We start from the raw sequence: 9274 nt of genomic DNA, 5'->3' as shown, positions 1-9274 counted from the left end.
CGCGGTGTTTGACCGCCTCCCCCCGCTCTTAGAATATGGACTGGGGGGAGGTCGCCGTGACCGTGCGGTCCCGCCTCGTGTCGAAGCGGACGTAGGCGCCGTCCCGGCCGCGGCGCGAGCCGGGCCTGACAGCACTGCCGTCCCAGGTGCCGTACGCGGTGAAGGGCCGGTCGAAGCGGGTGATCGTGTAGACGGTGTACGGCAGGGTGTCCCGGCAGAAGCCGTGACCCGTGATGGCGGTGCGCACGGTCCGGTCGTCGAGGACCTCGACCTCGGTGGCGACCTTCTTGTGCAGCGACTGGCCCGCGTTGAGCAGGACGTTGGCCTTGTCGGTGGCGGGGAAGGTGTAGCGCTGGACTCCGGTGCGCGCGGTCGCCGTGAGTTCGGCGCCGATGCCGGAGTCCAGGCCCACGCGGTAGTAGCCGGGGCTCGCCGTCTCGTCCCCGTGACGGAACCGGGCCGCGTACACCGCGTCGTCCGTCCGCGTCACGTCCCCGGTGGTCGGCAGGACGGGCAGGTCGCCGCCGATGCGGCAGCCGACGCCCGAGAGGTGGACCAGGGAGAAGCCGCGGACGCGCTTCTGGGAGTAGTCGTAGCCGGTGCTGTGCCCGGTGTCCGGCGAGAGTTGCACCATGCCGAAGGGCACGGCCGCGCCGGGAAAGGTGTTGCCCTCGTTCTGGGTCCCGATGAACGGGTTGACCAGGTCGGTCAGGTGACCGCCGGTCGGCTCGGCGGCCCGTGCGGCGGGGGCGGCGAGCAGCGCGGACGCTGTCATCACCCCGGCCAGGCACAGCCGCGAGCGCCGGGTCCGTCTCATGTCGGTTGGCCTCCGATGGTCGACATCGCTGTCTGCATCGTGAGGGCCGGAGACTCAAAAACCGGGCCTCCCGGGTGAATTGCATGAACGCGTCGCACCCGAAACGGTGGCGGCCAAACAGGCGTACGAGAACTACGAGACGCGCTGCCCCTTCCCCAGCGCGATCACCCCGCCCTGCGAGACCGTGTACAACTCGCCGTCCCGGTCCGGGTTGACGCCGATGGTCGCGCCGGGCGGCACCTCGACGTTCTTGTCGAGGACGGCACCGCGCACCACCGCGCCCCGGCCGATGCGCACGTTGTCGTGCAGGACCGCCCCCTGGACGACGGCGCCCGGATCGACCACCACTCCGGGCGACAGGACGGACCGGGTGACCTGCCCGCGGATCAGGCAGCCGGAGCTGATGATGGACTCGCTCGCGATGCCGCCCGCGTTGAAGCGCGCGGGCGAGAGCTGGTTGGAGTGGGTGTAGACGGGCCAGCTGCGGTTGAACAGGTTGAACTCGGGACGTTCGGCGATCAGGTCCATGTGGGCGTCGTAGTAGGCGTCGAGCGTGCCGACGTCCCGCCAGTAGCCCTGGTCGCGGGTGGTCTCACCCGGCACGTGGTTGTCGCCGAAGTCGTACAGCTGGGCCTCGCCCCGGCCGGTCAGCTGCGGCAGGATCGAACCGCCCATGTCGTGCATGGACCGGTCGTCCTCGGCGTCCCGTTGCAGCGCCTCGATCAGGGCCTTGGTGGTGAAGATGTAGTTGCCCATCGACGCGTAGACGCGCTCGGGGTCGTCCGCCAGGCCCGGCGGGTCGGCGGGCTTCTCCAGGAAGCGCTCGACGCTCTGCCCGTCGGAACCCGGGGTGATGACGCCGAAGGAGGAGGACTCGGAACGCGGCACGCGGATTCCGGCGACCGTCACGCCCGCGCCGCTCTCGATGTGCTGTCCGAGCATCTGCCGCGGGTCCATGCGGTAGACGTGGTCGGCACCGAACACCGCGACGTAGTCGGGCTGTTCGTCGTGGACGAGGTTGAGCGACTGCAGGATGGCGTCCGCACTGCCCAGGTACCAGCGCGGGCCGAGCCGCTGCTGTGCCGGGACCGGGGTGATGTAGTTCCCGAGCAGGCTGGACATCCGCCAGGTGGTGGTGATGTGCCGGTCCAGCGAGTGCGACTTGTACTGGGTCAGCACGCAGATGCGCAGGATGTCCGCGTTGACGAGGTTGGAGAGCACGAAGTCGACGAGGCGGTAGGTGCCGCCGAAGGTGACCGCGGGTTTGGCCCGGTCCGCGGTCAGGGGCATCAGCCGCTTGCCCTCGCCGCCCGCCAGCACGATTCCGAGAACTGAAGGTCCTCCCCCGAGGTCTCGGCTTCGCTCGACCAGGGGGTACCCCCATCGACTCATGGCCGCTCCCCCTCACCCTGGTTGACCCAAGCCTGCCCCCGGGCACGGCGGACTAAGCCTGCTTGAGGATCTCCTCGTACAGCAGGACCGTGCGCCGGGCCACCGCGTCCCAGCCGAACTCGCCCACCGCGCGCTCCCGTCCGGCCTCCCCCATCCGGCGGGCCGTCCCCGGGTCGCCAAGGACCGAGTCCAGGGCCCGCGCGAGGCCGGCCTCGAAGTCCTCGTCCACGGCGACCAGCAGGCCCGTCACACCGTCCTCGACGACCTCGGGGATCCCGCCGACCCGGGAGGCCACCACGGCCGTGCCGCAGGCCATCGCCTCCAGGTTGACGATGCCGAGGGGCTCGTACACCGAGGGGCAGACGAACACGGAGGCGTGCGTGAGGAGCTGGATGACGTCCGCGCGCGGCAGCATCTGCGGGATCCAGCGCACACCCTCGCGGACCCGGCTCAGCTCCTGGAACAGCTCGCGGAACTCCCGGTCGATCTCGGGTGTGTCGGGCGCGCCGGCGCAGAGCACGACCTGCGCGGCCGGGTCGATGTCCCGTACGGCGCGCAGCAGATGGGGGACGCCCTTCTGACGGGTGATACGGCCCACGAACAGGACATAGGGGCGGTCCGGGTCCAGGCCGGCGCGGGCGAGGACGTCGGTGCGGTGGTCCGGCCGGTACAGGGTGGTGTCTATGCCGTTGTGCACGACGTGCACCTTCGCCGGGTCGAGCGCCGGGTAGCAGCCGAGGATGTCCTCGCGCATCGCGCCCGACACGGCGATCACCCCGTCGGCGGCCTCGATCGCGGTCCGCTCGGCCCAGCCGGACAGTGCGTATCCGCCGCCGAGTTGCTCGGCCTTCCAGGGGCGCAGCGGCTCCAGCGAGTGGGCCGTCATCACGTGCGGGACGCCGTACAGGAGCTTGGCGAAGTGGCCGGCGAGGTTGGCGTACCAGGTGTGGGAGTGGACGAGTTCACGGCCTTCGAGCGCTCCGGCCATGGCGAGGTCCACGGAGAAGGTGCGCAGCGCGTCGTTGGCGGTGTCCAGGGCGGACCAGGGACGGTGGCGTACGACGCCCACGGCGCGGCCCTCTCCCCAGCAGTGCACCTCGAGGTCGACCAGCGGCCTCAACTCCCGTGCCAGGAACTCGACATGGACGCCCGCGCCGCCGTACACGTCCGGAGGGTACTCCCGGCTCAGCAGTCCCACTCGCACCCGCAACCCCCTGGTCTCAGCGGCCGGTCCCCTCATGGTCACCCAGATGCGGCGCGCGGGGAAGAGCACGGCGGCCGCGCGAAGCAGCAGTCGCCACAGACCCCGCCTCCGGGCACCCGGTAGTAGAGGCAGCAGCTGCGGCGCCGGAAGGAAGTGCCGGTGCGGGTGCCCGTGGCGCCTAGGAGGGGCTGGTCGAACAGCTCGGTGGTGAGGGCGCGGGCCCGCTCCGCGACGTCCGTACGGCCGCTGCCCCGCGCCCAGCGGTCCAGCTCGCGTGCGGCTGCGGCCAGCGCCGAGCCCGCGTTGCCCCACAGCAGACCGGCCGCGACACCGTGGCGGGCCCTCAGGGCTTCCCCCAGGGGCTCCAGATGGCCCCGCAGCACGGCGTCCGCGAGCGTGGCCGCGTCCCCGGGCAGCGGGCGCACCTCGGTCAGCCACAGGTCGTCGGGGGCGACGGCGTCCGGGTCCCAGCGCAGCAGGCCGGGATCCAGGTCGGGCAGACGGCCGTACACGGCCGCGCAGCCGAGGGCCGTCGACCACAGGCGGGCCGCGAGCGCCTGGTGGGCGATCGACGCCGCCACCCGCGGCTCCCGGGTACGCAGGCGCTGCCCGACCGTCCGGACGCGGACAGTCAGCGCGTTCCCGCGCGCGTCCGGCTCCGCGCACGCGTAGGTCTGCGCGAGGGTCGGCGGCCGTCCCGTCGTCGTCTCCCGCACCGCTCCCGCCGTGCGCAGGACGAAGAAGCCGCCGAGGGGGCGCAGCGCGGCGAGATCGGGGTCGAGGTCCACGAACAGCAGTAGTACCAGGGGCGGCAGTAGCTCGACCCCGAGGGTCTCCACCCTGTGTCGCCCACCTTGGGGATGACCGGGGGTCTGGTGTACTCCATCGGCAGTAGGACCCATTGCCTGCTCAGGTACGACGACGGGAAGAACCGGAGCGGGCAGAGTGTTGGCCATGGAAGCCGACCGTTCGCCGAACCGGGCCCAGGGCCCCGGCCTCACCCAGAGGATCAGCCCATGAGCGCCCTCGCGCTGTCCGTGCTGCTGTCGTTCGTGTCCGCCGTCGCGTACGCGGGGGGCGCGATCGTGCAGGAGCAGGTCGCGCTGTCCTCCCCGCACGGGCAGTACGCACCGCTGCGCCGCGCGGGCTGGTGGGCGGCGGTGGGACTGAACGGGCTCGGCGGACTGCTGCACGTGGTGGCGCTCGCCTGCGGCCCCCTCAGCCTGGTGCAGCCGCTGGGCGCCCTCACCATCGTGTTCGCGCTGCCCATGGCGGCCCTCTTCGTCGGCCGCCGGGCCGGGGCGACCGCATGGCGGGGTGCGGTCATGGCGACGGTCGGCCTGGCGGGCCTGCTGTCCCTGGTCGGCGCGGCCGACGCGCACTCGCTCGCCGCGGCGCAGCGTGTGGCCGTGGCCCTGGTGACCGGTGGCGCGGTCGTGGCGCTGATGATCGCGGGCCGTGCGGCACACCGGCACCCGGCGGTGCGCAGCGTGCTGCTCGCCACCGCCTCCGGCACAGCCTTCGGCATGTCGTCCGTGTTCACCAAGACCGTGGCGGTCGACTGGACCGGAGGGGTCTCCCTCGGAGACGTCCCGTCCCTGGCCGTGATCGGGGTGTTCGCGGTGGCCGGCGTGCTGCTGTCGCAGGCCTCGTACCGCGGCGGCGGCCTCGCGGCGCCGCTGGCCACGCTGACCGTGGTGAACCCGGTGCTGGCGGCCGCGGTCGGCATCACGATGTTCGGTGAGACCTTCCGCTACGGCACCACGGGCACCGCGCTCGCCCTGAGCTGCGGTGTGGTGGCCGCGGGCGGGCTGATCCTGCTGACGACGGAGCGGCTGGAGGACCCGCGCACGGCGGAGCGGCTGCCCGAGGCGGGTACGGCCCCGCTGCCGGAGACCGGGTCCGCCGCTGCCCCCGCTGCCGCACTCGCTCTCGCCGAGCCGGTGGCCGAGGCGGCCGCGGAGCCGGTGCCCGCCGGAACACCGCTCGCCGTCCTGCCCCAGCAGCGGGCCGCGACGGCTCTCGAAGAGCTGGAGGACCTCGAGGAACTGCGCGACACGGTCCTGGACGAGGCGGCTCTGGAGGAGATCCTGGAGGACACCGTCCCGGCCGGCGTCCTCCTGCCGGCCGCTCCGGACCGGGCGCGCGCGGACGGCCGCGAGGAGGGCGGCGCTGAGCCGTCGGACCCCTACACCCTGCCGCCCACCTTCAGCCCCTTCTACACGGGCCTCTACGTGCCGCTGCCCGACGTGGGCCGGCACCGGGTCCGGGTCAAATCCTGACGCCGCCGGCCCGGAGATAGGTGACCGGGTCGATGTCCGAACCGAAACCGGGTCCGGTCCGCACCTCGAAGTGCAGATGCGGACCCGTGGTGTTTCCGGTGGAGCCCGAACGGCCGATGCGCTGCCCGCCCGAGACCGTCTGTCCGGCCCTCACCGAGATCGCCGACAGATGGGCGTACTGCGTGTACCGGCCGTCGGCGTGCCGGATGACCACCTGGTAGCCGAAGGAACCGCCCCAGCCGGCCGAGACCACGTGCCCGGCGGCGACCGCCTTCACGGAGGTGCCGGTGGGCACGGGGAAGTCGACGCCGGTGTGGTAGCCCGTCGACCAGTGGGGGCCCGCCTGGTGGTACGGCGTGCCCATGGCGGCGTTGACGGGGGCGACCAGGGAGTGGCGGCTCGTGGACGTGGTGCGGGTGCCCCCGGAGGTCTGCTTCGCCGGCTTCGTCTGCGGGGAGGCCTTCTTGGCCGACGGCCCGGGCGTGGTGTGCGTGCCGGTGTGCGGCGCGGCCCTGCCGCGCAGGTTCAGCCGCTGCCCCGGCAGGATCAGGTCGGGATCGGAGCCGATCGTGGTGCGGTTGGCGGCGTAGAGCCGGTGCCAGCCGCCCTGGACGTGCTGGTCGTCGGCGATTCCGGACAGCGTGTCGCCGTGCACGACCGTGTACATCTCCGCCCTGCCCGCGCGGGACTGGGGTGTGCTCTGCGGCTGCACGTCGCGCACCGAGGTCTTCGCGCTCTTCTCCGGCCGGGTCGAGGCGCTCTCCGGGTGGACGCCGGGGGCGGAACCGTCCCGGGTGAGTCCGGCCCGCACCGAGCACACCGGCCAGGCGTGGGGGCCCTGTCCGTCCAGTACCTTCTCGCCGACCGCTATCTGCTGGTCCCTGGTGGCCAGGTCCGCGCGCGGGGCGTACCTCGCGCCGCCGTAGGCCTCCCAGGTGGACTGGGTGAACTGGAGCCCGCCGTAGTAGCCGTTGCCGGTGTTGATGCTCCAGTTGCCGCTGGACTCGCACGCGGCGACCTTGTTCCAGGTTGCCGCGTCGGCCGCGTCGGCGGTGCCGGCGGCCACGAGCGGGATCGCCATGCCGGCGCCGCCCGCCGTGACGGTCAGTGAGGCGCGGTTGATCCTGTTCGGCTGGTACCGGCGGTGCCGGCCGCGTACGGCCATGGAGAGCCCCCTCGACATGCGTCAGGAGGGGCAAAAGTAAGGGCGGCGAACAGGCCATGACAAGACGGCAATCAGCCGCCGGTCACCACAAGTGGCCAGGAATCGGCCCTCGTTGGCCGGAACGGCCGAACGGGCGCTGAGGCACTGGGCGCCTTCCGTGCGTAATCAAGCCTGGCGGGTCGGATGTGCGTGTGCCGTACCGGCACGTCAGGATGGTCGAAGGGCAATACTGACGAGCGACTGACGAACGACTGACGAGCGACAGACGAGCGACAGACGAGCAGCGACAGGCGAACCGACGAGCACGACCGGCACCACTGGCACCACCTTTCTTGTTTTGCAGCATCCACTGTGCAGGATCCAACGGATCCACCGGATCTTTGAGGAGCAGGCGGTATGAGCACTTCAGCGCAGATCGGCGTCACGGGTCTCGCGGTCATGGGCCGCAACCTCGCCCGGAACTTCGCGCGCAACGGTTACACGGTCGCCGTCCACAACCGGACGTCGGCCCGGACGCACGCGCTGGTGGAGGAGTTCGGGCACGAGGGGGACTTCATCGCGGCCGAGACCGCCAAGGAGTTCGTGGCGGCGCTGGAGCGGCCGCGCAGGCTGGTCATCATGGTCAAGGCCGGCGGCCCGACGGACGCGGTGATCGAGGAGTTCGCGCCGCTCCTGGAGCCCGGCGACATGATCATCGACGGCGGCAACGCGCACTTCGCCGACACCCGTCGCCGTGAGAAGGCACTGCGCGAGCAGGGCATCCACTTCGTCGGCATGGGCGTGTCCGGCGGCGAGGAGGGCGCGCTGCACGGCCCGAGCATCATGCCGGGCGGCCCCAAGGAGTCGTACGACTCGCTGGGCCCGATGCTGGAGAAGATCTCCGCGAAGGCCGCGGACGGCGCGCCGTGCGTCACGCACGTCGGCCCGGACGGGGCCGGTCACTTCGTGAAGATGGTGCACAACGGCATCGAGTACGCCGACATGCAGCTGATCGGTGAGGCGTACCAGCTGCTGCGCGATGTCGCGGGGTACTCGCCCGCGCAGATCGCCGACATCTTCCGCACCTGGAACCAGGGCCGTCTCGACTCCTACCTGATCGAGATCACCGCCGAGGTGCTGTCGCACGTGGACGCGACGACCGGCAAGCCCTTCGTCGACGTCGTGGTGGACCAGGCCGAGCAGAAGGGCACGGGCCGCTGGACCGTCCAGATCGCCCTCGACCTCGGTGTGCCGGTCTCCGGCATCGCGGAGGCCGTGTTCGCCCGTTCCCTGTCCGGCCACGCGGCGCTGCGCGAGGCCTCGCGAGACCTTTCCGGCCCGAAGCCGTCCCCGCTGTCCGAGTCGGAGGCGGCGGCCTTCGCCGACCGGGTCGAGCAGGCGCTGTACGCCTCGAAGATCGTGTCGTACACCCAGGGCTTCCACGAGATCGCCGCGGGCAGCGACGAGTACGACTGGACCATCGACCTCGGCGCGGTCTCCTCGATCTGGCGCGGCGGCTGCATCATCCGGGCCGCCTTCCTGGACCGCATCCGCGCCGCGTACGACGCCCGGCCCGACCTGCCGAGCGGCGGGCCGGGCTCCGGGTTCGGCACCGGCTCCGGTCCCGGGGGGATCGGTGACGGGGACGGCTCCGGGGGCGGGCTCGGGTGCGGGCCGGGAGGCGGCTCCGGAGGCGGCGGCTGGGGAGCCGGAGACGGCTCGGGGGCCGGGACCGGGTTGGGGGGCGGCTCCGGGACCGGGCTGGGGGCCGGCTCGGGGGCCGGGACCGGGTTGGGGGGCGGCTCCGGGTGCCGGGGCTCCGGACCGGGCATGGGCCCGGGCTGGACGGGGTCCGGATAGGGATTCGTCATGGTGTCCTCCGGCCAGTCGCTCGACATCGCCTCTGGACTACTCCCCCACGTACCCGGCACCCGCTCCGGCACTCGCCCGTCGGCGTCATTCCGAGGGTCCGGGTGGCCTCGCCGGGGGAAGGCGGTCAGGACGAGCCCGGAGTACGTCTTGGCCACCGCTTCGGCGTCGGGCGATCGCGCCCCCGCCGGTCACTGCGCCGGCGGCGCCCGGCGCACCTCCCCCCTCGACGTCCGCCGGACGGCCTCGCCCGGCGACCGGCGTTCAGGAGCGCGGGCACACCCCGGCCACCACCGCGGCGCCCGCCGCCAGACCCGGCCGCGGGCTCGACAGCACCGGAAGCAGAACCGACGTCAACCGCTGGACCGGTGCCATCGAAGCCTGGGCCAGGACGATCACGTCCCCGCCGGTCACCGCGTCGGCGGCGGCCGCCACCCGGCGTACGTAACCCTCGGCGTCCCCGGCCTCGAAGCGGGCCCAGGCGTCCTCGACGAGCAGGGTGCGGACCGTGACGTCGCGGCCCGCCCCCCGGGGCGCCGCCGCGACCAGCGCCGCCGGCGGGCCCG

The 9274-nt window shown here is 72.7% G+C and carries 6 protein-coding genes and 2 pseudogenes; 2 read left to right on the top strand and 6 right to left on the bottom strand.

The window, feature by feature from the left end; translation table 11 throughout:
* Nucleotides 1–37: 37 nt before the first annotated feature.
* From ACFW2E_RS16445 to ACFW2E_RS16430, 4 genes and pseudogenes are all read right to left on the bottom strand, one after another.
* Nucleotides 38–817 (bottom strand): annotated as a pseudogene (locus ACFW2E_RS16445) (glycoside hydrolase family 92 protein); the annotation flags it as partial.
* Between the two features lie 132 nt (nucleotides 818–949).
* The gene (glgC, locus tag ACFW2E_RS16440; protein ID WP_384466912.1) at nucleotides 950–2209 is read right to left on the bottom strand and encodes a glucose-1-phosphate adenylyltransferase; all 1260 of its coding nucleotides are present in this window, start codon (nucleotides 2207–2209) and stop codon (nucleotides 950–952) included.
* A gap of 52 nt (nucleotides 2210–2261) precedes the next feature.
* Nucleotides 2262–3413 carry a glycogen synthase gene (gene glgA, locus ACFW2E_RS16435; protein WP_384466910.1) on the bottom strand — a complete coding sequence of 384 codons (1152 nt, stop codon included), beginning with the start codon at nucleotides 3411–3413 and terminating at the stop codon, nucleotides 2262–2264.
* Between the two features lie 38 nt (nucleotides 3414–3451).
* Nucleotides 3452–4201 (bottom strand): (2Fe-2S)-binding protein, encoded by a 750-nt coding sequence (locus ACFW2E_RS16430; RefSeq protein ID WP_384466914.1) that lies wholly within the window; start codon nucleotides 4199–4201, stop codon nucleotides 3452–3454.
* Nucleotides 4202–4429: 228 nt separating this feature from the next.
* On the opposite strand from ACFW2E_RS16430, the gene ACFW2E_RS16425 reads away from it, so the two are divergent.
* Nucleotides 4430–5695: a DMT family transporter gene (locus ACFW2E_RS16425; RefSeq protein ID WP_384466908.1), complete on the top strand. Its 1266-nt coding sequence runs from the start codon at nucleotides 4430–4432 to the stop codon at nucleotides 5693–5695.
* Here the strand turns inward: ACFW2E_RS16425 and ACFW2E_RS16420 are convergent.
* Nucleotides 5685–6860 (bottom strand): transglycosylase family protein, encoded by a 1176-nt coding sequence (locus tag ACFW2E_RS16420; RefSeq protein ID WP_384466906.1) that lies wholly within the window; start codon nucleotides 6858–6860, stop codon nucleotides 5685–5687. The two genes, ACFW2E_RS16425 and ACFW2E_RS16420, sit on opposite strands and share 11 nt — an antisense overlap.
* Nucleotides 6861–7256: 396 nt before the next feature.
* Between ACFW2E_RS16420 and gndA the strand changes: the two genes are divergently transcribed.
* Nucleotides 7257–8699 (top strand): NADP-dependent phosphogluconate dehydrogenase, encoded by a 1443-nt coding sequence (gene gndA / locus ACFW2E_RS16415; protein WP_384466905.1) that lies wholly within the window; start codon nucleotides 7257–7259, stop codon nucleotides 8697–8699.
* 273 nt (nucleotides 8700–8972) lie between these two features.
* Here gndA and ACFW2E_RS16410 read toward each other — a convergent pair.
* Nucleotides 8973–9274 (bottom strand): annotated as a pseudogene (locus ACFW2E_RS16410) (arylsulfatase); the annotation flags it as partial.

The sequence above is a fragment of the Streptomyces sp. NPDC058964 genome (assembly GCF_042741275.1).
Taxonomy (GTDB): Bacteria; Actinomycetota; Actinomycetes; order Streptomycetales; family Streptomycetaceae; genus Streptomyces.
This window is presented reverse-complemented; position numbering and strand designations above follow the sequence as displayed.